Annotated in this window: 14 protein-coding genes and 2 tRNA genes; 6 read left to right on the top strand and 10 right to left on the bottom strand. The window is 58.9% G+C overall.

The genetic code is table 11. The features are described 5' to 3' along the window. From CI603_RS01545 to CI603_RS01520, 6 genes are all read right to left on the bottom strand, one after another. On the bottom strand, positions 1-1,631 hold a 1,631-nt coding region (locus CI603_RS01545; protein ID WP_147438263.1), incomplete at its 3' end, for a restriction endonuclease subunit S. Next, on the bottom strand, positions 1,628-2,395 hold the full coding sequence (locus CI603_RS01540) for a hypothetical protein (protein WP_259465448.1): 768 nt from the start codon (positions 2,393-2,395) through the stop codon (positions 1,628-1,630). The genes CI603_RS01540 and CI603_RS01545, both read right to left, overlap by 4 nt. Positions 2,396-2,505: 110 nt before the next feature. Then, positions 2,506-4,080 (bottom strand): type I restriction-modification system subunit M, encoded by a 1,575-nt coding sequence (locus CI603_RS01535; RefSeq protein WP_121912765.1) that lies wholly within the window; start codon positions 4,078-4,080, stop codon positions 2,506-2,508. A 5-nt stretch (positions 4,081-4,085) separates the two neighbouring features. Beyond that, entirely contained in the window at positions 4,086-6,998 is a 2,913-nt protein-coding gene (locus tag CI603_RS01530; protein ID WP_121912764.1) for a type I restriction endonuclease subunit R, read from the bottom strand. A 623-nt stretch (positions 6,999-7,621) separates the two neighbouring features. After that, positions 7,622-7,694: transfer RNA gene (locus CI603_RS01525), tRNA-Ala, on the bottom strand. Between the two features lie 37 nt (positions 7,695-7,731). Beyond that, positions 7,732-7,805, bottom strand: a tRNA-Ile gene (locus CI603_RS01520). A gap of 104 nt (positions 7,806-7,909) precedes the next feature. On the opposite strand from CI603_RS01520, the gene CI603_RS01515 reads away from it, so the two are divergent. Beyond that, complete coding sequence (locus CI603_RS01515) at positions 7,910-8,518, top strand: M48 family metallopeptidase (protein WP_121912763.1); 609 nt, start codon at positions 7,910-7,912, stop codon at positions 8,516-8,518. A 481-nt stretch (positions 8,519-8,999) separates the two neighbouring features. Continuing rightward, the gene (locus CI603_RS01510; protein ID WP_110412254.1) at positions 9,000-9,767 is read left to right on the top strand and encodes an SDR family oxidoreductase; all 768 of its coding nucleotides are present in this window, start codon (positions 9,000-9,002) and stop codon (positions 9,765-9,767) included. A gap of 108 nt (positions 9,768-9,875) precedes the next feature. On the opposite strand, the gene CI603_RS01505 is transcribed toward CI603_RS01510, so the two are convergent. The 3 genes from CI603_RS01505 to CI603_RS01495 all read right to left on the bottom strand — a co-directional run bounded on the left by CI603_RS01505 (position 9,876) and on the right by CI603_RS01495 (position 13,839). After that, positions 9,876-11,384 (bottom strand): Na+/H+ antiporter NhaA, encoded by a 1,509-nt coding sequence (locus CI603_RS01505; protein ID WP_121912762.1) that lies wholly within the window; start codon positions 11,382-11,384, stop codon positions 9,876-9,878. A 226-nt stretch (positions 11,385-11,610) separates the two neighbouring features. Next, positions 11,611-12,090, bottom strand: a complete 480-nt coding sequence (locus tag CI603_RS01500; RefSeq protein ID WP_110451473.1) for a Dps family protein — start codon at positions 12,088-12,090, stop codon at positions 11,611-11,613. A gap of 375 nt (positions 12,091-12,465) precedes the next feature. Further along, positions 12,466-13,839, bottom strand: coding sequence for a hemolysin family protein (locus CI603_RS01495; RefSeq protein ID WP_259465447.1), 1,374 nt, complete (start codon positions 13,837-13,839; stop codon positions 12,466-12,468). 158 nt (positions 13,840-13,997) lie between these two features. On the opposite strand from CI603_RS01495, the gene CI603_RS01490 reads away from it, so the two are divergent. The 4 genes from CI603_RS01490 (at position 13,998) to CI603_RS08995 (ending at position 19,523) form a co-directional block, all read left to right on the top strand. Further along, positions 13,998-14,561, top strand: a complete 564-nt coding sequence (locus tag CI603_RS01490) for a peroxiredoxin (RefSeq protein ID WP_046322122.1) — start codon at positions 13,998-14,000, stop codon at positions 14,559-14,561. Between the two features lie 120 nt (positions 14,562-14,681). Then, positions 14,682-16,433, top strand: coding sequence for an FAD-dependent oxidoreductase (locus CI603_RS01485; protein WP_121912760.1), 1,752 nt, complete (start codon positions 14,682-14,684; stop codon positions 16,431-16,433). A 434-nt stretch (positions 16,434-16,867) separates the two neighbouring features. Next, on the top strand, positions 16,868-18,988 hold the full coding sequence (locus tag CI603_RS01480) for an alpha-galactosidase (RefSeq protein ID WP_121912759.1): 2,121 nt from the start codon (positions 16,868-16,870) through the stop codon (positions 18,986-18,988). Between the two features lie 364 nt (positions 18,989-19,352). After that, positions 19,353-19,523: a hypothetical protein gene (locus CI603_RS08995; protein WP_183122197.1), complete on the top strand. Its 171-nt coding sequence runs from the start codon at positions 19,353-19,355 to the stop codon at positions 19,521-19,523. Positions 19,524-20,038: 515 nt separating this feature from the next. Here CI603_RS08995 and CI603_RS01475 read toward each other — a convergent pair. Next, positions 20,039-21,409 (bottom strand): RCC1 domain-containing protein (locus CI603_RS01475; protein ID WP_395947959.1); only part of this gene is annotated, 1,371 nt, incomplete at its 5' end.

Here is a 21,409-nt window from a genome sequence, read left to right as displayed (position 1 = left end):
GCTTCTCGTTGCATTCGTGCAGACAGCATGTATGCAATAAACTTTGTATCGCCCGTGACATCTTCCAAGCTAATAAAATCCTGACTAGTACACGTTTCGCGATCCAAAAGCGCAACTTTTCCAACGCCAACACGAAGAACTACAGCGATTGAACCGGGCTTTACTTTTTTCGTAGCCGAATTTGCAACAGCTCCCTCTGTGATAAATCGCGTTCTACGAACTGTTGTGATGTTGTCGACATCCAAATCGGAAGATGAAATCCAAGAAATATCACCGTTGTAATTGCCGGTATTGCTAGTTGATGGCGTACCGCCACCAATCATTCGACTGCACAATTCGACAGATGTTCTCTCTTCCCAATCGGGAAACTCAGACCCGTCGTCAGCTTTGAACCTGACCTCTTGGCTGAACAGCTTCTGCATCACGCCCTTCTTGCGCTGTTCCCATGCGTCCACCTCGGCCTGCTGTACCACGATGACGTTGTCGACGGTCGAGAGCATGTCGGCAATCTTGCGCTGCTCGATAATGGACGATGGCATGCGATAAGTCAGCTCTTTAAATCTTGTTGCAGGAATACCTTTAATGGAAGTCCCTTGGGTTCGAACGGCTTCTCGTTGCATTCGTGCAGACAGCATGTATGCAATAAACTTTGTATCGCCCGTGACATCTTCCAAGCTAATAAAATCCTGACTAGTACACGTTTCGCGATCCAAAAGCGCAACTTTTCCAACGCCAACACGAAGAACTACAGCGATTGAACCGGGCTTTACTTTTTTCGTAGCCGAATTTGCAACAGCTCCCTCTGTGATAAATCGCGTTCTACGAACTGTTGTGATGTTGTCGACATCCAAATCGGAAGATGAAATCCAAGAAATATCACCGTTGTAATTGCCGGTATTGCTAGTTGATGGCGTACCGCCACCAATCATTCGACTGCACAATTCGACAGATGTTCTCTCTTCCCAATCGGGAAACTCAGACCCGTCGTCAGCTTTGAACCTGACCTCTTGGCTGAACAGCTTCTGCATCACGCCCTTCTTGCGCTGTTCCCATGCGTCCACCTCGGCCTGCTGTACCACGATGACGTTGTCGACGGTCGAGAGCATGTCGGCAATCTTGCGCTGCTCGATAATGGACGATGGCATGCGATAAGTCAGCTCTTTAAATCTTGTTGCAGGAATACCTTTAATGGAAGTCCCTTGGGTTCGAACGGCTTCTCGTTGCATTCGTGCAGACAGCATGTATGCAATAAACTTTGTATCGCCCGTGACATCTTCCAAGCTAATAAAATCCTGACTAGTACACGTTTCGCGATCCAAAAGCGCAACTTTTCCAACGCCAACACGAAGAACTACAGCGATTGAACCGGGCTTTACTTTTTTCGTAGCCGAATTTGCAACAGCTCCCTCTGTGATAAATCGCGTTCTACGAACTGTTGTGATGTTGTCGACATCCAAATCGGAAGATGAAATCCAAGAAATATCACCGTTGTAATTGCCGGTATTGCTAGTTGATGGCGTACCGCCACCAATCATTCGACTGCACAATTCGACAGATGTTCTCTCTTCCCAATCGGGAAACTCAGACCCGTCGTCAGCTTTGAACCTCAGCCCAGGCATCCTCATACTCATGCCTCCTTTTCCTGCAGTACCAGATGGATATACATTTCGAATACTGCCAGCAGGAACAAATCCTCCATCGTACTTATGGCTTCTTCCGCATATGCTCCCGGTGCGCCGTAGTCTTTGCTCGAATCGTCATCCTTGCTGCCGTAAATCGCGATGTACTGCGCGAGAACCGTTGCAAACTGGCATGCCTCTATCTCTGGCGTTCCCTTGAAGCCGTACTTGTATTCAAGGACGGAAATGGGCTGTTCGGGACCTTCGCCAAGGAACGATTCGCTCAAAACGTCCGTGATACAGCTCTCGTAGGATGAGGTGCCATCGGAGTTGACGGCGAACGGACTGGCCGCATATGGCGAACGATAATTGATTCGTTCGATTGGAATTTTCTCGCCACCATAACGTTCGAGGCTGCGCAGCACGTACTTGCCGCCGTCATAGAACGGAGACTCATCCCCGGGAAAACGTACGCGCAAAATGCCCGTCACAGCTTCGATGCACCGCTCAAAGAGCTTCTTTTCCTCCGTGACACGTAAATCCAGCTCGCAGTATTCGAGGACACGATTCTGGACTTCGAGCGTCATGCAGCAAAACTCTCGGTACATCTCACGCGAATAGTAGTGCAGGTCGTTATGCATCGCCGCCATCGCACACAAGGGAATCAAGCCACGGTCTGCATAATGCTTCGATATAAAGGAAACCGCCCGCGACTTTACCTCCTCGGCGTGGCGTCGCTCGTCACGCTCGTCCTGACGCCGCTCGAATTTTGCCATGCGCCCGCTTTGCCACAACTGCAGGCCCGCAATCACAATGGCCACGACAAGGGAAATTGACGCGCAAATTATGCTTATCCAATCCGAACAGGTCAATTACGCCTCTTTTCTCATAGCCCCAGCTGGCGCAGCATCGAATCTGCTTTGTCGACGGCGGCCTTCTTCTCGCTCTCGATACGCTTGATGTCATCTCGTACGGCCTCGAGATCGACGGGCTCCTCTTCCTCGTACGTATCCACGTAACGCGGGATGTTGAGGTTCCAGTCGTTCGCCTCGATCTCGGCCATATCCGCCACGTGGGCGAACTTCTCGATGTCTTCGCGCGTCGTGTAGGCGTTCACGATCTTCTTGATGTGCTCGTCCTCAAGCGTGTTCTGGTTCTTGCCGGGCGTGAACTCCTTGCTCGCGTCGATGAACAGCACGTTGCCGCTGTTGCCGTTGCGCTTGGATTTCAGCACCAGCAGGCACACGGGGATGCTCGTGCCGTGGAACAGGTTCGGCGCGAGGCCGATCACGGCGTCGAGACGGTTCAGGTCGCGAACAATGTACTTGCGGATGACCGCCTCGGCACCTCCGCGGAACAGCACGCCATGGGGCAGCAGGACGGCCACGCGCCCGTCGTCATCGTCCATGTGATAAATCATGTGCTCGACGAAGGCGTAGTCGGCGTGGGACTTGGGCGGCAGCTTCCCCGCGCCCGAATACCTCGGGTCATCCAGCAAGGCGGGGTTGCCGTCGTACTTCAGCGAGTACGGCGGGTTGCAGACCTGCACCGTCATCTTCACGTCGCCGTACTTGTCCTCACGCAGCGTATCGCCCTTGTAGATGTCGAAGTTCTGGTAATCCACGCCGTGCATCAGCATGTTCATGCGCGCGAGGTTGTACGTGGTGGCGTTGTTCTCTTGCCCGTAGAAGTGCCCAACGCGTCCCGTTGTGAGGTGCTTCTGCACCTCGAGTAGCATGGACGCCGAGCCGCACGTGCAGTCGCCCACCGTCTTCGCCTCGTCCAAGCCGACAGTCGCTAACGTTGCCACCAGCTTCGACGGTCCCGTTGGCGTGAAGAACTCGCCGCTCTTCTTGCCGGCGTCCGAGGCGAACAGCCCGATGAGGATCATGTATGCCGTGCCCAGCACGTCGAACTGCGAATCAGACAGCTTGAAATCGATTTCGCTGATCTTCACGATGACCTTCGCGATGAGCGCCGTGCGGTCAGCCACGGTATCGCCCAGATCGGGGTCCTGCAGCTTCATATCGTTGAACAGGCCAAAGAACGCCGCCTCGGACGCCTGGCCCATCGTGGAGCCCGTCAGCTCGTTCACCGCGCGCTCGTAATCCTCAACGCTGAACTTGTCGGCGTCGTTCTCGGGGCGGACGATTTTGCGGACCAACTCGCGGAAAAGGTTCCCGGGCTTGATGATGTAGCCCAGATGCTCGATGGACCACTGCTCGACGATAGGGCGGTAGTCCGCATCGGCGAACGCTTGCTCGTAGCTCAGGCCGTCCTCCTTCAGGATTTCCTTCATGTACTCCTCGGTGCGTTCCGACAGGTAGCTATAGAAAATCGTCCCTAGGATGTAGTTACGGAACTTGGTGGAATCCATGTTTCCACGCAAATCGTTCGCGATGGCCCAGAGCTTCTGGGACAGCTCGTTCGCCTGCGCCTGATACTTTGTGGAATCAATCATCCCGCTTACTCTCCCTCCGCTCTATAGCGGTTGTAGGTGTCGATGACGAACCCCTTGATGACATTCGTCATCGTCGTGATTTCCAGAAGTCTTAAATGATATGCGGCCAGCTTCTTGCGGACGGCCTCCTCAGAGAAGTTCCCGTCGAAGGTGTACTCCGAGAAGATGTCCTGTACGTCCTTCGCCTCAAGATCGTGTTCATGGGCGAACGTCTCGATTTCGGCCTTGAGGCTCTCACACTCGAACTGCTCGTAAGCCTGTTGAACGTCGGCGTCTTCCGGCAAGTCGTAGAAGCGCGTTCGGATGAACGCCTCCATGATGTCCTTCTTCGCGCGTAGGGCGTCGTTGTCCGAACGCTCGATCTCCCGCATGACAAGGTCGATGTCGCGATTGAGGTTCGCTTCGCTTTTACGGGCTTTGTGGGCCGACTTCAGCAAGCTCAGGATGTACATCACGTTGATGCGGTCGGTGCGGACCAGCTCCACGTCGAAATCTACGTCGACAGGCACGGGGACCTTCGGGTTGCGTTTCTTCGACTCGTCGTAATAATACAAATACCAGCTTTTGAAGCCCTCGTATTCCTCCTCGCCAAGAGCCACGGCTAAATCCGCCCATTCGAACTTGCTGAACGTCTTCAGCGTCGCTAGCGTGCCCGAAAGCGAGCGGAACGCGAGGATGAACTGGCGGATCTCGTCCTCGCTTTGAAGCTGCCCCGCGTCGTCCACGGTCTGTGCGATCTTGCGGAGGACGGGCACCTGATTCATCCACTTGTTCATGTAATACTCATAGCTTTCGAGCAGATACTCGTTCGGGTCACCATCGCCGGAGAACAGCCGCAGGGCATCGTCCTGCGCACGCTTGATATTGCGATAGGAAACAATCTGTCCGAACTGCTTCGTCACCTTGTCAACTCGGTTTGTACGACTGTACGCCTGTACCAGCGTGTGCCAGATGAGGTTCTTGTCCAAATAAAGAGTGTTCAACGGCTTCGCGTCGAATCCCGTCAGCATCATATTGACCACCAGCAGGATGTCTACCTGCGGCAGATCCTTCTGCTTCATGCGGCGCGTGATGTCCTTGCGGTATGCATCGAAGGAATCCAGCCCGAATGCCGTGCCGAACATCGCGTTGTAGTCATTCATGCAGCGCTCCAGCAACTCCTGCGAGTGCTCGTCGCCGCCCTCGTCCATGTCGCCGTTGGGTTGATACGTGAAGATGGCGGCCACGCGATATCGCTTGTCGTCGTCTCTCATCTCATTCAGCGACTTGAAAGCGTCGTAGTACTTGCCCAGCGTCTTGATGGTGTCCACCGCGAACAGCGCCGTGTACACGTCCTTGCCCTGCGGGTGGGCATGCTGCTCGTGATGCTCAAAGATGTCCTCGGCCACCAAGCGGATACGCTCGTCGTTGTGATACAGCGACTCTAAATCTAAGTTGTGGCGCCGGCAATAATCAGGGTCGCTCAGCTGCTCGGGATCGATGCCATTCGCGGCAACATGCTTGGCGAAAATCGTACGCTGGTACTCGACCGAGAAGCGCAACACGTTTCCGTCCGCAATCGCGTCTTTAATCATGTAGCGATGCAGACAGGCATCCAACTTGGGCCCAGCGTAGAACACATCCGCGGTCGTCTTGCCATCCCTGCCGCGATTTGCCTCGAAAATGGGCGTGCCCGTAAAGCCGATATAGTTCGCATTGTTGAAATGGCGCTTGATGTCTCCGTGCATCTTACCAAACTGGCTGCGATGGCACTCGTCGATGATAAACACAACCTTCTTGTCACGGTACGAATCCATCAGCGACTCATATCGGTTGTTTTTGACGGCGTTCGCCATCTTCTGAATCGTCGTCACAATGAGCTTGTGGTCGTCCTGCTTCAGCTGCCTGACCAGTACGGCGGTGGAATCGGAGCCGTCCACGCAGTCTTTCTCAAACGAGTTGTACTCGTCCACGGTCTGGTCGTCGAGATCCTTACGGTCAATCAGGAAGATGACCTTGTCCACCCTCGGCTCGTCACGCAGAAGCTGAGCTAGCTTAAACGAAGTCAGCGTTTTGCCCGAGCCTGTGCATGCAAAGACATAGCCGTTCTTGTTGGAATCCAGCACGCGGCGCTTCGCGGCCTTCACCGCGTAAATCTGATACGGGCGCATGACCATCAGGATAGGTTCAGTGGTCTTGATGACCATGTATTTGTCGAGCATCTCCGTAAGCGTCGAGCGACGCAGGAACTCTGTCGTAAACTCGTCCAACTTATTTATTCGCGTATTCTTGTCGTCCGTCCAGAAGAACACGAGGCTCTTCAGAATCGGGTTATAGGAGCCGCCGTCCATCTCGTTCTCATTGCAGAAGTACTTTGTCTGCACGGAATTCGACACCACGAACAGCTGTAAATAATGAAACAGCCCCTTGAACGAGAACTTGCGATAGCGGTTAATCTGGTTAATAGCCTCGTTGATTTCGACGCCGGGGCGCTTCAGCTCGATTTGCACTGTCGGCAAGCCGTTGATGAGAATCGTCACGTCGTAGCGGTTCTTATAGACGACATCGCCCTTGTGCGCCTTGTCCATCGTTACCTGATGCGTCACCTGATAGATGTTCCGATCGATGTCGGAGCTGAAGAAATCCAGATACACGGTCTTCCCGTTATCCAGCGTCAGTACGTACTTGTCGCGAATGATTTTTGCGGACTCGTAGACGGTGTGGTTGTTGACATGAATCATCACGCGTCCGAACTCAGCATCTGAGAACGTTGCCTCGCCCTTCGCTTCAGTCAGCTTCTCGGCATTGAACGCCGCGAGCTGCTTGCGAAAATTCGCCACGACGTCGTCATAGTTATGCATCTGAACAAACCCATAACCGATCTTCTCGAGCTTGCCGATGAACAGATTCTCGGCATCGTATTCGGAGACATGTACCATCTGTTTGTTTCCCTCCCTGCTTACCACTCGTGGTTCGTGATGTACTCGTCAGCTGCCAGACAGAAGAACGCGCTTGGGCTCAGCCCGTGGGCCTTCGCGGCAGCTGTCAGGCGCTCCTTGTTGCTTCTCGTTATGGGCACCAGTGATTGTGGCACGCGTTTCGCACGCTGTGGTTCCAGCGAACGCGTCGAGCATGGCCGCTATATTCTGCTTCTTGGACATATGCAGCCTCCTCTTTACCGCTTTGCATTAGATACTCATTATCTAACAATTAACTAATGAGTATCCCATCTCAGTCTTGTCCTACTTCAGTTTTATCCGCTCGAACGGCAGACCGACGGGCATTCTCGCCTTGGCACACGTCGTACGTACGGTCCCTGGCTGCGTGGCCATGGCCGTCAACGGCGACGGTGGAGCGTTTGAACTCCCGTGCCTGCGGTGTTTCAGACTGCGGCAGCATTACGATGTTGCGCGCCTATGGGCTGGGAATGGCTTAAAATGGAAAATTCAGGCCTTTTAGGCTATAAAAAAGAAATAGAAGTGCCTACAACATTGCGCTTTCTAATCTAGAAATAATCCCCAATTCGTTCCTGAAGAAGAACAGTCCGACGCTTCCTATTTTGTGGAGCTAGCCGGATTCGAACCGGCGACCCTCTGCTTGCAAAGCAGATGCGCTACCAGCTGCGCCATAGCCCCGTAAATGTGAAAAGAACTTCAACCACACAAGAATGCGTGGGCCTGGGAGGACTTGAACCTCCGACCTCATCCTTATCAGGGATGCGCTCTAACCAGCTGAGCTACAGGCCCATGCCGTGTGACCGAAGAATCACACAAATGGATAGCTTACCATAGTGTCCCCTCAAGTCAATCTCGGCGGCGTCGCGTCGCGTCTTGGCGGAAGAATGGTGGTCATGAGGCGGAAACGGCGTGCGGAACCAGTCCGGTCGGAGCGGCTGGAGGTCGGTGGCGAGACCGTTCTGGTCATCAGGAAACGGATCGCCAACGTCTATTTGCGGGTCAAGCCGCCTGACGGCCATCTGGAAGTGACGGCACCTCTGGCCTTGAGCGATGACCAGATTCGCGCCTTTATCGACGGCAAGCACCGCTGGATCGCAACCACTAGAGATCGTCTGGCCCGCTCACGCGAGGTATACGCCCAAACCGGAGCCGATGGTCAGCTGTCGCCGGACCGATCCGAGGCCGAAGCTAAGAGGATTCTCCAGGAGAGGCTGCCGACTCTGCTTGATCGCTGGGTCCCCGTGGTGGGTCGCCGACCTGAGCGCATCAGTCTGCGGAAGATGAAAACTCGCTGGGGCTCTTGCACTCCCGCCACTGGCGGCATCCGGCTTAATACCGACCTTGCTTGGCTGGATTCTGACCTGTTGGAGTATGTGTTGGTTCACGAGCTGACCCACCTCTACGAGCACGGCCACGGTCCCGGCTTCCGCGCGCGGATGGATCGCTATATGCCCGACTGGATCGAGCGCCGTCGTCGGCTCAATCGCTATCTGGCTTTGTGACCCCAGAAGCTTAGACAGCTGAAGCTATGGCTTTCGGAGCCATGAACTCCGTGTAATTCTTGAACTCTATGCGATTGTTGAGCTTGTGAACTGCCAGCTTGTAAATTGTGAACCTGGAGCATCGTCTGTGCTGATGATTTCCGAATCCTAACCCTCGCCAGGCCATCTGGTATGAAGCTGGATTGGTTTTGATGCGTCCTGTCTATCCTGATCTACCTGACTATACGGCCTGATTCAGCCCGATCTGACTTTGATCTATTTTGACTCAACTAATCTGCCTTTATTTCGTTCCGACCCTGCTCAAGGCTGGTTTAATGCGCCACATTTGTCATCGAAGACCGAAGAGAGTCTGCCACAGCCCATGCTGGTGCGCTAGCGTTAAAGAAGAAGGGCGATCCTGCAGCAGCTAGGCAGGCTCCCTGCGAACCGGAAGCAAGCGTGGAGTCAATCCGGGGGAATAGATCATGAAGGAGCGGATGAGATGACGGAATCCAAGAAAACAATCAAGCGTGCCGTGGTGACCGGCGCCTCCAGCGGCATCGGCCAGGCCAGTGCTCGGGCCTTGGTGGACAAAGGCTGGAAGGTGGTCGGTCTGGCCCGGCGCGAGGACAATCTCAAGGCCCTCGCCGACCAGCTGGGTCAGAACTTCACCTATGAGGTCTGCGATGTGACCGACGAGGACTCCACGCAGGCGGCCGTCGATGCCGTGCTCAAGGGTGGGCCGGTCAAGGCTCTGGTCAACTGCGCCGGTGCAGCCTTCGGCAAGGACCCGGTGGCTACCTCCAGCTTGGACGATTGGCGCGGCATGTATGAGCTGAACGTCATAGGCACCTTGCGGGTCATCCAGAAGCTGCTCCCGGCCCTGAAAGAGTCGGAGGGCACGGTTCTGGTCATCTCCTCCACTGCAGGCATCGAGCCTTACGAGGGCGGCGGCGGATACTGCGCTTCCAAGGCGGCGGAACGAGTCATGGCCCGTATTCTGAGGCTGGAGCTGATTGGCCAGCCAGTGCGCGTGGTCGACATCGCTCCGGGCCTTGTCCACACCGACGAGTTCTCCCTGAAGCGGTTCGGCGGAGATAGCGACCGGGCCGATGCGGTCTACGCCGGGGTGCCCGACCCGCTGACCGCCGACGACATTGCTGGATGCGTCACCTGGGCCCTGGAGCAACCCGACACTGTGGACATCGACCAAATCGTGGTCCGTCCCCGCGCTGAGGGCTCCTACACCAAGCTCTACCGTCGCAGCTGAGCCTGGTAAGGGATCGATTCTGTCAAAACTGATTCTGTCAAAACCGAGTTTGGCAGGTTGGTTCTGACAGGAACCGGTTCTTGCAGAGGTGAGCCTTGGCAGCTAAGCCTATGTGTGCCTGGCGGAACGTAGTCGACCGGGGATAGTGCCCGCGGCCACGACGAGCACGGACAGGACCGACCCTGCCAGCACGCCCAGTAGGGCTGACTCCAGATGCGGGGAACCAGCGAAGGCCAAGTTGGCGATCAGGAAGGACATGGTGAAGCCGATTCCGCAGAGCTGGCAGAGGCCAACCATGTTTCCGGTCGTGGAGCCGGCAGGCCGTTGCAGCCCCAGATGACTTGCCAGGATCACCATGGTCATGATTCCCACGGGTTTGCCCAAGGCCAGACCCAGTGTGGCCCCCCAAAAGACCCGGTCAGTCAGCAGTCCGGGTCCCAGCTGATCCAGGGAGATGGACAGCGAGAAGAAGGCGAACACGGGCAGGACCACCAGAGCACTCAAGGGTGTCAGCAGGCGATCCAACTGTTCAGCAGGAGATGATGCCTGGACGTGGCTCGGCCCAATCCCAGTTGTTTTGGTCCCAGCTGGATTGGTTCCGGTCAATTCTGGTCCGGTCGACCTGGTGACAGGGGTCAAGAGACCCATTGCCACTCCCGCCAGCACCGGGTGGATTCCAGCCTTGAAGAGGCCGTACCACGCCAGCAGACCGCCGGCAAGGGCACCCAGCAGGAACAGCGGCATCAAGGGTCGCCAAATCTGAGCGGAACAGCTCGCTGCCCGGACCAGGAGCGCCCAGGCCACAAGGCCAACGAGGCAGGCAAGCAGCCTGCTCGGTTGTCCCAAGCTGGAGTAGCCCAGGGCGATCAGCAGGACACCAATCAGATCGTCGAAGATGGCCAGGGTCATCAAAAAGGCCTGCAGGGCGGGTCCGGCCTTGGGCAGGAGCAGTTGCAGAGCCGCCAGGGAGAAAGCTACATCGGTGGCCGTTGGGACAGCCCAGCCGCGCAACCCGGCCGGGGAGCCCAGGTTGAACAGGCAGTAGATCAGGATCGGAACGGCCACACCGCCCAGAGCGGCCAGCATGGGTAGCAGGACCTGCCTGTGGTCGCGCAGAGTGCCCGTGGCAGCCTCCTGGCGCAGGTCAAGACCCATGGTCAGGAAGAATATGGTCAGCAGCCCGTCCTGTATCCAGTCCTTGAGGGACAGGTTCAGTCCACCGGGCAGGTCCAGAGGAATCCAAGCGGAAAGAGCGTTCAGCCCCGGCCTGGTCTCTGGCAGATTGGCCAGGATCAGCCCGGCCAAGGCGCAGGCCATCATAAATAGCCCGGTGACCCGGTCGTTTTCAGCCAGCGAAGACAAGGCGGTGAAGAAGTTTGAAAGATGGAGTCGTTTGTGCCGATCCCTGTCAGATCCGCTCTGCCCACGCTGAGGACTTGATGGTTGGGCGTTCGATGGCTTGGAATCCGATTGTCCGGAATTCAGTTGGGGGTCTGAGGGTTGGAGGTCCGACCGCCTTGGATTGAACAGTTTAGGATTCCGCTGCGAATTCGAATCGTCGCAATCCTGACGATGCGAATTGACTTGGAATGTTGGGAATGTAGGCGTGGGCGGCATGATGCTCCTGGTCGGGCGGGTAGGGTTCGGTTTTCCGTGGCCGACCAGTCTTCCCGGCGTGAGGCAGCGCCCGGCTGTCTCCCAAGTGCCAATTCTATCTTGAATTCCTGCAGTCTATCTCGGTCAGAGAAAATGCCGGCGGCCCCGCACCTTCACGATGTAGGGTCGCCGGCATACCGCCTATCGGGGGCGGCGATGAGCTCTCAGAGCTCAGTAACTCAGTAACTCAGAACAGGTGGCTGCGCATGAACCACTGGAAGTGCTCCAGCTCCTGCACATGGTCCTGCACGATGTTGGAGCTGATGACGTCCAGGTCGTCCAGCTCCTTGATGGCCTCGCGGTCGCGCTTGATGAAGGTGGTGTAGTAGGTATCCAGGGCCTTCAGGTAGTCCAGGGCATCCTGGCGGCCGGTCATGGTGATGCCATCCCAGTCGCGGTTCTTCATGATGTCGTCGGGCCGTCCGGCGGGGGAACCGCCCAGGGTGGCGATGCGCTCTGCGGTCTCGTCGGCCATGTTCAGCACCGAGTCAACCTCGGGGTCCATCATCTCGTGGATGCCGATGAATTCCTTGCCCTTCATGTTCCAATGGGCGTGCTTGAGGATCAGGGCAGTCTCCTGTTCCTGGCTCAGACGGCTCTGCAGGATGGCGATGACCTTCTCGCTGGTCGCTTCGTCGAGTCCCGGTACGGTAAAGTTCAATGCCATAATCGCTCCTTAAATATGAAATTATGCCTGCGGTCGGGTCAGCCCGACCTTGTATCTCCAGACTAGAGGAAAAAGCAAGGAAACGCTTGGATTTTGCGGGAATCAACCAGTGAAATCATTCACGGACCATCGGCTACGCTGACAGTCATTTTTCCTTGACTGGCGTGAGGGCGGTCACCGGCTGACTGCCAGCCGAGCACTGGCTGGATGATAGTAGGGATTCGGTTAGACGATAGCTAGGCTCTGGTCGCAGTATCGTCTCGGCCCGCCTTGGATTGTCGTCTTCCTTCCTGGCTTCGACCAACCTCGGTCAGGTTAGAGCCGGCAAAGCTATCCTTGGTCAAGTCAGTCTCGCTCAGATTAGATCCGGTCCGGTTATCCTCGGTCCGCTCCTGCTTCGGAATTCGACCTGTCTTCATCTTTCCTGTCGTCATCCTCGTCGGCCTGGTCCTTGGCCTCCTGCCGGCGCCTGACCTCGATGGTCTCGATGCGCCGCCCGTCCACCTTGGTCACCACCATGTCATACCCGTCGTCGGAGTGGATTACGTCGCCCACCTGTCCCATGCGCCCGGTCTGGGCCAGGAAGTAGCCGGCCAGGGTCTCGTAGGGGCCATCCTCCAGCTCGATCCCGGTCAGGTCGGCGAAGTCCTCGATGGTCATGCCGCCGTCGACCGTGGCCACCCCGTTGACGAAGGCGGTCGCCTGGGGATGGGCAGGGTTCTGCTCCTCGGGCAGGTCGTACTCGTCGCGGATATCGCCCACCAGCTCCTCGGTCATGTCCTCCAGGGTGACGATGCCGTCGGTGCCCCCGTACTCGTCGATGACCACGGCCAGGTGGATGCCCTTCTTGCGCAGCTTCTCCAGGCTGGGCAGGAGCTTGGAGGTGCCGGGCAGCGCGATGCCGGGCCGGGTCACGTCGGCCACGGTCTTGGCCTGGGGATTGCGCACGTCCATCAGGTCTCGCACGTGGACGAAGCCCAGCACGTCGTCAAAGTCGCGTCCGGTCACCGGGTAGCGCGAGTAGGGCTCGTCGTGCACGAATTCGACCGCCTCCTGCAGCGGCATGTCCCCGGCGATGAAGACCACGTCGGCCCTGGGGCGCATGACCTCGGCCACACTGGTCTCGGAGGCATCGAAGACATCGCCCAGGATCATCCGCTCGTCCTTGCTCAGGTTGGTGTTGGAGGAGACTAGCATCCGCAGCTCGTCGTCGCTGACCTCGGTGTCGGTCTGCTGGGGGTCGAAGCCCAGGATGCGCACAATGAGGTCGGTGTTCTTGCCGATCAGCCAGATCAGCGGCCTGCACAGGGTGGTGAAGACGTCGATGGCCGGAACGACGGCCCTGGCGATGGCCTCGGTGCGCTGCATGGCGATCCGCTTGGGCACCAACTCGGAGATGACGATGGAGCAATAGGAGATGATCAGAGTCAGAATCACCGTGGTCAGGGTGCTGGCCAGACCCTCGTGCACGCCCCACCCGGTCAGGACGGGCACCACGTAGGGGGCAATGGATGATGCGCCGAAGGAGGCCGAGAGGAAGCCCGTCAGCGTCACGCCGATCTGCACGGCGGAAAGAAAGGTATTGGGGTCGCGGGCGATGCGGGCCACCCGGGCGCCGCGCGCGTCCTGCTGCTCCATCTGCTCCAGCTGTGAGCCTCGCAGGGAGACCAGAGCCAGTTCAGTCCCCGAGAAGACGGAACCGAGCAGGAGGAAGAAGAGAATGAGCAGGATGTTCAGCCATAATGCCATGCCTCCAATGCTAGGGTATGGACGCCCCATGTGCCCTATGTCACACCTCAGCGGCGAACCTCCGTCTTCCCCATACAGCGCTTCCTGACTAGCATGAAATACGGAGATAGGTTCGGCTTCAAGCCGACGTTTCCAATGCTCCCGAAAGGATTTTTTTCATGTCACAGCTTCAGCACGAATTGACTGAGTTCACCACGCAGGCCTACCAGGACAACAAGACCTTCCCGGTCTCCAAGAAGGATCTGCTGGGCCACTGGTCCCTGCTCTTCTTCTACCCTGCGGACTTCAGCTTCGTCTGCCCCACCGAGCTGGAGGATCTGGCCAGCAAGTACGAGGACTTCAAGAAGATCGGCTGCGAGATCTACTCCGTCTCCTGCGACACCGAGTTCGTTCACAAGGCCTGGCACGAGGCCAACGACAAGATCGCCAAGGTCCAGTACCCCATGCTGGCCGATCCGACCGCAACCCTGGCCAAGGACCTGCAGACCTACAACGAGGCCGAGGGCAAGGCTGAGCGTGGTGACTTCATTCTGACCCCTGAGGGCAAGGTCGTGGCCTACGAGGTCATCTCCTCCAACGTGGGACGTAACGCCGACGAGCTGCTGCGCCGCGTCCAGGCCTCCCAGTTCGTCTATGAGCACGGCGATCAGGTCTGCCCTGCCAAGTGGGAGCCCGGTGAGGACACCATCGAGCCCAGCCTGGATCTGGTCGGCCAGCTCTGATCCGCAGCTGCCAACATCGGGAACTCGCCGATCGGAAGCGACCAGGGCGGGTTCCCTTTTCTGTATTTACGATCAGTATCCAAAACAACACATCCGTGCATTCCTTCGGAAGAGGCATTCATGACGGAAGACAAGAATCTTTATGACGTGGTCGTCATCGGCGGCGGCCCTGCAGGCCTGAGCGCAGGACTCTACCTGGCTCGGGCGCGGTATCGCACCCTGATTCTGGAGAAGGACGACTTCGGCGGCCAGATCACCATCACGGCCGACGTGGTCAACTACCCGGGCGTGGCCAGCACCGACGGCCGCAAGCTGACCGAGACCATGCGCCAGCAGGCCCAGAACTTCGGAGCCGAGTTCATGAGCGCCGAGGCCACAGGCATCGAGGCCCAGGGCGACATCAAGGTGGTCCACACCTCCCGGGGCGACCTGCGCACCTTCGGCATCCTGATCGCCACCGGCGCCAGCCCCCGCAAGATCGGCTTCCAGGGCGAGCAGGAGTACGCGGGCCGCGGCGTGGCCTACTGCGCCACCTGCGATGGCGAGTTTTTCACCGGGCGCGAGGTCCTGGTGGTCGGCGGCGGGTTCGCGGCAGCCGAGGAGTCGGTCTTCCTGACCAAGTACGCCACCAAGGTGACCCTGCTGGTGCGTGAGGAGGACTTCACCTGCGATGCCGCCGTCGCTGACGAGGCCCGGAACAACGACAAGATCGAGATCCACTACTCCACCGAGCTCAAGGGGGTCTCTGCTGGCCCCGGCGGACTGGTCGAGGCCACCATCCTGGACCGGAAGAGCGGGCAGACCACTACCTGGAAGCCCCAGGACGGCGGCACCTTCGGCGTCTTCGTCTTCGCTGGCTACGTGCCCCAGACCGGAATGCTCAAGGGCGTGGTGGATCTGGACGACCACGGTTACGTGCTGACCCACGACTACTTGGAGACCTCGGTGCCGGGCATCTACGCCGCCGGGGATCTGCGGGTCAAGAACCTGCGCCAGGTCATCACCGCCACCGCCGATGGGGCTGTGGCCGCCGTGGAGCTGGAGCGTTACGCCTCCAACATGTCTGACAAGACCGGACTGGTGCCGCCGCGTCCCGAGGATTCCCCCTATGCCCGTTCTGAGCGGCAGGCCGAGAATTCCGCACTGGCCTCGGGAACCTCGCCCGCGCCTGTGGCCCAGGAGCACGACCAGGCCCCGGCCAAGACCTCCGGCTTCTTCGGACCGGACATCCGCAAGCAGCTGGACATGGTCTTCGGCAAGATGACCGGAAAGCTGGAGCTGGCCCTGGATCTGGACGGCAGCCAGGTCTCCAAGGAGCTGGAGGCCTTCGTGGACGAGCTGGTCGGGCTCTCCGACGGCAAGCTGACCTCCAGGGTCGACTCCCGCACGGACGAGGACGGCAAGGACTATGATCCCGCCGGCGACCTGCCCGATGCCCGACCCAGCGTGCGCATCTGCCGGCTGGACGACCAGGGCGTCTCCCAGCCGACCGGACTGGCCTTCCATGGCGTGCCCAGCGGCCACGAGTTCAACTCCTTCGTTCTGGCCCTCTACAACGCGGCAGGTCCCGGCCAGCAGGTGGATCAGCCCACCTCGGACCGTATCGATGCCATCAAGGACCAGGTGGATGTGATGATGCTGGTCTCCCTGACCTGCACTATGTGCCCGACCACGGTCCTGTCCGCCCAGCGTGTGGCTGCCCAGAACGGCAAGGTGCGTGCCGAGGCTTACGACCTGGCCCACTTCCCCGAGCTGAAGGACCAGTACCAGGTCATGAGCGTCCCCTGCATCGTAATCCGCAAGGACGGCCAGGAGACTGTGGAGTTCGGCAAGAAGTCCGTTCCCGAGATGCTGGATCTGATTGGAGCCTGACCATAGGTCCGAGCCTGAACAGAGTCTGAAAGGGCGCTGGCGTTACTGCCTTTGCGGTGTGACGTCAGCGCCTTTTCTGATTTAAGTCCTTAAATCATATTGATGAAAAACTGCTGATGCTATCCACGGTCTACATGGTCTGCCGCATTCATGGCGCATGCGGCGATTGTTGTCATCATGACCGGCTCGACACAGTCTGGAATGACTACGCTCTATCTCACTGCATCCTTAATTGAGAAGGTCCCATGAGGGGTGAGGGGGGGGGGGTCGCTTACACGTTCCTGCAGAGACACCCCATTGCGGTGTTAATGACCGGAGCAGTCAAGTAGTCTATTAATCAGGAGCTGCCTAACTGCAGTGGAGCGGGCGGCTCACTGGTTTATCAAACATTGTTGTTTTTGCACATGTGTGCCGTAGTCACCAAAGGAGTTTTCATGCTCTTTCCACAGTCGGTCCATTCAGATCAGCCGCTCACCTACATGGCCCTGGGGCCCATCACCCCGGGTGCCGATATTCCTGACATCAGGGGACTTTATGCAGGCCCCGACATGAACGGATTGGAACAGACTCCCGCCTGGACCCCAACCCATTCGCCCCTGCTGCTGGAGCATGCGCAGAACACCTACCTGCATCCGGGCCTGACCGGGTATCGGATCGCCCAAGGCCCCGAGGGCATCCAAGCCGGGCGGTCATGGTCGCCGCGATTCCTGGTCGAGGGCCAGCCTGAACAGACCGACGACTCGCTGACCATCCAGGCCCGTGACGAGGATGCCCAGCTTGGGTTGGAGACCAGGGTGGAGGCCATGGCCGGCGGTTCCCTGCGGATTCGCCACACCCTGCGCAACCTGGGCGCCGATCCCTACCTGGTGGAGGATCTGGAGGTCCGCCTTCCCCTGGACGACCAGCAGACCCAGATTCTGGACTTCGTCGGCAGACACGAGCGTGAGCGCAGCCCCCAGCGCCATGACCTGGCCGACGGGGCCTGGGTGCGCGAGTTTCGCTGGGGTCGCACCGGCTTCGAGGGACCTGTGGTCATGGTGGGCACCCCAGGGTTCAACTTCCATCATGGCAGGGTGCTCTGCGTCCAGCCGGCCTGGAGCGGGAACACCGTGCTCCGGGTGGACCGGAACAGCACCACCCCGGCCGGCATCAGCGCTGGCGAGCTCCTTCTGCCAGGAGAGGTGGTTTTGAGCCAGGGCCAGGAGTACAGCACGCCCTGGATTGTGGTCACGGCCTCCGACCACGGCATGGATCCAATCATGAACAGCCTGCATGCCTGGGAGCGAACCCTGCCTGAGCACCCCCGCGAGCAGCCGGTCATCCTGAACGTCTGGGAGGCCATCGGTTTCAAGCATGACTTCGACACCCTGCGCGATCTGGCCGACCGCGCCGCCCGCATCGGGGTGGAACGCCTTGTTCTGGACGACGGCTGGTTCCACCTGCGCCGGGACGACACGGCTGGTCTGGGCGACTGGTGGGTGGACCCTGCGGTCTGGCCACACGGTTTGGAGCCTTTAGTTGATTATGTCCATAAATTGGGGATGCAGTTCGGCCTCTGGTTCGAGCCGGAGATGATCAACCCGAATTCGGACGCCTTCCGCGACCATCCTGAGTGGGTCATGAGGGCATCCTCCAGAACCCCGGAGCTCCAGCGCAACCAGCTGGTCCTGGACCTGACCAATCCCCAGGCCTTCAACCATGTGCTGGAGGCCATGACCCGGGTTCTGGAGTCCTGCCAGGTTGACTACGTCAAGTGGGACCACAACCGTGACCTGCTTGAGGCCGGTTCCCAGGCCCATGGTGGCGCGCCGGCCATCCATGAGCAGACTCTGGCCTACTACCGTCTGCTGGACACCCTCCGCGCTCGCTTCCCCGAGGTCGAGTGGGAGTCCTGCGCCTCGGGCGGTGGCCGCATCGACCTGGGTGTGATCGAGAAGATCCGCCGCTTCTGGAACTCCGACATGACCGATGCCCTGAGCAGGCAGCTGATTCAGCGCTGGACCGAGCAGACCGTGGCCCCCGAGTACATCGGCGCCCACATCTCCCAACCCTCCTCCCAGCAGACCGGCAGAACCTACAGCCTGGATTTCCGGGCGGCCACGGCCGTCTTCGGATCCATGGGCATTGAGTGGGACATCCGCCAGGCCAGCGAGGATGACCTGGAGCGACTCAAGGAGTGGATCACCTGGTACAAGGCCAACCGTGGATTCCTCCACTCCGGTCGTGTGGTCCGCCTGGACCTGGCTGACCCCTCGGTACTGGCCCATGGCGTGGTGGCCCCCGACCGCAGCCGGGCCATCCTGGCCCACGTCCAGTTGGATGAATCCCTGCATAATCGTGGTGTTTATCTACGCATACCCGGCCTGGACCCCAAGGCCCGGTATCGGCTGGCCTGGACCGGCCCCGCCAAGCCCAGGGCTTCGCTGGAGCACTTGGATCCGACGGGTCCGCTGGGCATCGCTGAGGTCACCGGCACCTATCTGGAGCGTGTGGGCATCCGCATACCCCGCTGCCAGCCTGAGACCATCCGCCTGATCGACCTGGTCCGGGTCTGACCCGCCGCCATCTGCCACACCACAGCCACACCACAGGGATGAAGGAGCACTGAATCATGAACCCCACCAGCCTTAGTCTGGGAGAGCCGAACTGGATCACGCTGACCACCGATGCCGACAGGGAGACCGTGCCCGCAGGCTTTGGACTGCATCCGTAAAGACATCGCCCAGCTGGTCAAGCAGCTCTACCGGGCCTCTTCGAGCAGGCCACCAAGACTGGAATGCTGGTCCAGGGGTGCAACGTGGTCGGCCACTTGGGTGTCGGCTTTATGCAGATCAACCGGACCGGCACCCCGCTCTTCTTCTCGGCCCGCCCGGCAGCCTAACCGGCGCCCAGGAGGACCAGCTCCGGCAGGCGTTGGCCATGGCCGCGACCGGTGGCGCCCAGGCTATTCCGTCGGACTGTCTGGTCAACGACTGCCATGAGATCTGGACTTACAATGCCGGCACCCGCCGATATTCCTGGTATCAGCCGGCTGGCCTGGAGTTCTCAGACATGCCCGATCGCTACGACGGGTATCTTTCCGCCATTTAGAAGTAGATGACGGCCGTGCTCGGTTGGGATGGGCACAGCCGCCAGTTTGCCGGATTGCAGTGATGGGAACCCGACCTTACTCGTGCGAAGTACAGTGGGAGATATTCGATAACGCCATTTACAGAGCCTCCCAAGAACTCTACCGACTGACTCCCCAGCAGCCGGTGCAGCTAATTCGTTTCTGCATCTTTGTACAGTGATACAACCTTATCATCGCGCAATGACTATGACAGCTTGATCCAGTGTCGGCGGAACTCATGGTTGACGGGATGAGTAAAAATGGCAAGGCTGGCTGCGGGTTTCTGCCCGTGGCTGGCCCGGCCGTCGTTCCATCCTCGCCCAGGCGAAACGGGGTCGTGCACGCCTGCCCTCGTGATTCTGCCTGGAGAAGAAGTGTGGTGGGGGTGCGGGAGGGGGTGTCGGCTCTCTTGGGGTTTGAGCCTTTATTGACGCTCGCCTCCCTGCTCCCCCTGTTCTGGCCGGGGGCGGGGGGATTGATCCGTCCCCGGCCTGTCTTACTCGTGTGAAGCGTGCAGCAGCTGTAGTTGTTCTCTGCGGTGGCGGCGGGATGCCAGCACCCCGCCCATGCCGGTCATGCCGGTGGTCAGGGCGAGCAGGATGCCTTCCCCTCCGGCCCGGGGGAGCACGCCTGGAGGCGCTACAGGCATGTACGTGTATTGGAGGTTGTTGTAGGTCAGAGTGCTTCCTGCGCCGCCCAGCGTGTAGTCGACGCTGACCGTGACCGTGCCAGGCAGGTGCGCGGGCGTGGTCACGGTGACGCTGTTGCCATCGCCGTGCGTCAGGCCTTTTGCGGCATCGCGGTCGAACCTGACGCCGACGATCACCGGCCGCAGGCTGAACACCACTGTAACAGGAGCAGGCGAATCGTCGGTGCTGTTGTCGCCGAGCTGGCCACTGCCGTTGTATCCCCAGGCGTAGGCGTATCCATCGCTGCCCACGGCCAGCGAATGCCAGTATCCGCTGTTGACCTGTATGGCTTTCAGTCCTTTGCTTGCGTCGGTTGGGCTGTCCGGGTCGCGTACGCGTACGGGAACAGACGAATCCGTTCTGGTGTTGTTGCCGAGTCGGCCACTGCCGTTGTTTCCCCAGGCGTACACGTATCCATCGCTGGCCACGGCCAGCGAATGATCTTCTCCGCCGCTGACCTGTATGGCTTTCAGTCCTTTGCTTGCGTCGGTTGGGCTGTCCGGGTCGCGTACGCGTACGGGAACAGACGAATCCGTTCTGGTGTTGTTGCCGAGTCGGCCACTGCCGTTGTTTCCCCAGGCGTACACGTATCCATCGCTGGCCACGGCCAGCGAATGATCTTCTCCGCCGCTGACCTGTATGGCTTTCAGTCCTTTGCTTGCGTCGGTTGGGCTGTCCGGGTCGCGTACGCGTACGGGAACAGACGAATCCGTTCTGGTGTTGTTGCCGAGTCGGCCACTGCCGTTGTTTCCCCAGGCGTAGGCGTATCCGTCGCTGCCCAGGGCCAGCGAATGATCGTCTCCGCTGTTGACCTGTATGGCTTTCAGTCCTTTGCTTGCGTCGGTTGGGCTGTCCGGGTCGCGTACGCGTACGGGAACAGACGAATTCGTTCTGGTGTTGTTGCCGAGTCGGCCACTGCCGTTGTTTCCCCAGGCGTACACGTATCCATCGCTGGCCACGGCCAGCGAATGATCTTCTCCGCCGCTGACCTGTATGGCTTTCAGTCCTTTGCTTGCGTCGGTTGGGCTGTCCGGGTCGCGTACGCGTACGGGAACAGACGAATCCGTTCTGGTGTTGTTGCCGAGTCGGCCACTGCCGTTGTTTCCCCAGGCGTACACGTATCCATCGCTGGCCACGGCCAGCGAATGATCTTCTCCGCCGCTGACCTGTATGGCTTT

Origin of the sequence: Bifidobacterium sp. wkB338, from assembly GCF_003688325.1 — a bacterium.
Taxonomy (GTDB): domain Bacteria; phylum Actinomycetota; class Actinomycetes; order Actinomycetales; family Bifidobacteriaceae; genus Bombiscardovia; species Bombiscardovia polysaccharolytica.
The sequence above is the reverse complement of the archived record's forward strand: the minus strand, read 5'-3'. Positions and strand labels throughout refer to the sequence as shown.

Bases quoted from the DNA above. Each gene is read 5' to 3' on its own strand.
- CI603_RS01500 (WP_110451473.1), bottom strand. From the start codon at position 12,090: ATGGCATTGAACTTTACCGTACCGGGACTCGACGAAGCGACCAGCGAG.
- CI603_RS01535 (WP_121912765.1), bottom strand. From the start codon at position 4,080: ATGATTGATTCCACAAAGTATCAGGCGCAGGCGAACGAGCTGTCCCAG.
- CI603_RS01490 (WP_046322122.1), top strand. From the start codon at position 13,998: ATGTCACAGCTTCAGCACGAATTGACTGAGTTCACCACGCAGGCCTAC.
- CI603_RS01510 (WP_110412254.1), top strand. From the start codon at position 9,000: ATGACGGAATCCAAGAAAACAATCAAGCGTGCCGTGGTGACCGGCGCC.
- CI603_RS01515 (WP_121912763.1), top strand. From the start codon at position 7,910: ATGAGGCGGAAACGGCGTGCGGAACCAGTCCGGTCGGAGCGGCTGGAG.
- CI603_RS08995 (WP_183122197.1), top strand. From the start codon at position 19,353: ATGGCCGCGACCGGTGGCGCCCAGGCTATTCCGTCGGACTGTCTGGTC.
- CI603_RS01485 (WP_121912760.1), top strand. From the start codon at position 14,682: ATGACGGAAGACAAGAATCTTTATGACGTGGTCGTCATCGGCGGCGGC.
- CI603_RS01495 (WP_259465447.1), bottom strand. From the start codon at position 13,839: ATGGCATTATGGCTGAACATCCTGCTCATTCTCTTCTTCCTCCTGCTC.
- CI603_RS01540 (WP_259465448.1), bottom strand. From the start codon at position 2,395: ATGGCAAAATTCGAGCGGCGTCAGGACGAGCGTGACGAGCGACGCCAC.
- CI603_RS01480 (WP_121912759.1), top strand. From the start codon at position 16,868: ATGCTCTTTCCACAGTCGGTCCATTCAGATCAGCCGCTCACCTACATG.
- CI603_RS01530 (WP_121912764.1), bottom strand. From the start codon at position 6,998: ATGGTACATGTCTCCGAATACGATGCCGAGAATCTGTTCATCGGCAAG.
- CI603_RS01505 (WP_121912762.1), bottom strand. From the start codon at position 11,384: ATGCCGCCCACGCCTACATTCCCAACATTCCAAGTCAATTCGCATCGT.